We start from the raw sequence: 2,164 nt of genomic DNA on the forward strand, positions 1-2,164 counted from the left end.
CTTATTGAAGATAATCCAAAGTTCCATAAATTGTATAAAATGTACAATTTAAATGTCGCTTAATGAATACATATTCACTTGCGAAACTTTAGTTAGATTATTAGTTAGTAACTGTGGATAATACTCAGCCTGTTTATCCCAAATTAAGTTAAATTCATCCTCATAATCCTGCCGATAGAATATAATTTTTGCAAGACTCCTCTGAGGCGCTTCTTGTATTTGCTTCCACAAATATTGTCCAATGGTTTGATGATTAAAAAAAAGGACCTTGCTTCTATCTCCAATCAGGTTCAGCTGCTGACTACTCCCATTTATTTCACCATTAAGATTACATATTACATAGGCCATTTCTTCCTTTGGAAGTTTCTTTGTCAGAGCATCCACACGCCATGTCAAAGCTGTAAGCATGCGGTCTTTTCCTGAATTCTTAGCAGTATCTATATGTGTTAATGCATAGAATGTTCGCGAACAAGCACTAATATTTTTACCATCAATAGTATTACGAAGCTCTGCTGTCAGTATTTCTGGATAATATTTCGACTGTTCCGTCCAAATGCGATCCAATTCGGCAAGAAGGTCGGAACGATAAAACTGGGGAGAAATTTTCTTTCCTTTTCTATAAAAATCCAATAGATACTGAGCAGGAGTTATTTGGCGTTCAAAAAGAATCTTTGCAACATCCATACCGTCAACCAAAGCTCCATCTTCATCAGTATTGACCTTTCGCATGCTCTTATATCCACGCTTTTTATTTATCATAAGTAAAACTCTTGCAAAGTCCTGAATAGGAATTTGTTGAGTTACGGCCAAAGCCCGATAACGATACAAAGCGAACCTATCATTAGAACACTCGTATAGTGGCGAATCACTATTAATCAGGCCATTATTTATTAATAATTTTTTAAGATTGTCTCTACGTAGTTTGTATCGTTGAAGATTACGTCTGGCACCGCGTTTATTGGCTCTTTCTGCATTCACGGTAACAGCCTTCCCTTTTTCAAGTGAACCTTTTTCATCCACCGTTAGAGGATTAACTCTAACACCTAGACGAACGATAGATGATTTTTCACTATCATTCTCACCTTCATTTACCAAAGCCCAACCAATACTGGTTGTTCCCAAATCCAGTCCTAATATTTTCTTCATGGTGATTTCTCTTTTAATTATGGCAAATTTATAAAAAAAATCTCAAACTATTTGCATTATTTGAAAAATCTTCTTATTTTTGCATTACTAATTTTTAGCAAATCACAATAAGGATTATTCCGTTGTGAAAACATTAGGTCCCTGTCCATCGTCCTTAACGGTGGACTTTTCTTTGCTATTTTGCCTTATATATCCCAAATAGAATAAAGAATCCCTTCATTAACAAGTACAACATAAACAAGTTGGATAACATCATCCAAATGAGAAATTCAAAATGATTTCTATAGGAATCCTGAAGGAATATTTTGTATTATTTAAACTTTAAATCAGATACTGTTAACAGAAATCGTGTACCGTTTTACGCTCCTTCTAGAACAAACTTGAACCTAGCAGGCTCTCAAAATACAGAAAAACACTTCTCTAGAAGTTGATTTTCTGAACGAAGTTAACTGCATCGGCTTACGAAGTTAACTTCGTAAGCTCATGCGAATAGGTTTATAGCCTTACGTAGTTAACTAAACTAGCCTATATCCCCAGTATATTTTGAAGGCAACATCTTTCAAAGATTCATAATTTACTGATTATCAACAAATTGTATTCTACTCATAATTCTAACATTCATAATCACCCCGTCATCAATTCTGAATTCGCGAATTATGAACACCTTTTAGCGATGGAAAATTAAGGAATTTAACGTTCATTGTACAATGGCGAATTCAACTTGCAAAATCCCGAAAGAATCCCGAAAGAATCCCGAAGGATATAAAAAAAATAAAGGTGCTACTTTCACAAGCGGCACCTTTTATAATCCGCAAAACGAAAAGTTTTCGCGAATATAAACAAAGCGCTTAAATTATTAAAACGAAACGTAACTTTTATAATACCATTAGAATGGCTTATGAAGAATAAAAAAGGGGGAGAAACTGAAGTGAACCCCGAAAGTTAGACAAAAAACTTCCGGGGTTCATTATGTCAGAAAGAAAGAGAAGAAAACATGATTATTCAGCCCGTCTAAAAT

At 34.6% G+C, this 2,164-nt stretch carries 1 protein-coding gene; it reads right to left on the reverse strand.

Annotated elements, in window-relative coordinates:
* Positions 1-48 precede the first annotated feature (48 nt).
* The gene (cas9, locus tag K333_RS0109775; protein ID WP_027452642.1) at positions 49-1,146 is read right to left on the reverse strand and encodes a type II CRISPR RNA-guided endonuclease Cas9; all 1,098 of its coding nucleotides are present in this window, start codon (positions 1,144-1,146) and stop codon (positions 49-51) included.
* Between the last annotated feature and the right edge of the window lie 1,018 nt (positions 1,147-2,164).

This window comes from Segatella albensis DSM 11370 = JCM 12258 (assembly GCF_000426565.1).
In the GTDB taxonomy this organism is placed as follows: domain Bacteria; phylum Bacteroidota; class Bacteroidia; order Bacteroidales; family Bacteroidaceae; genus Prevotella; species Prevotella albensis.

Bases quoted from the DNA above. Each gene is read 5' to 3' on its own strand.
- cas9 (WP_027452642.1), bottom strand. From the start codon at position 1,146: ATGAAGAAAATATTAGGACTGGATTTGGGAACAACCAGTATTGGTTGG.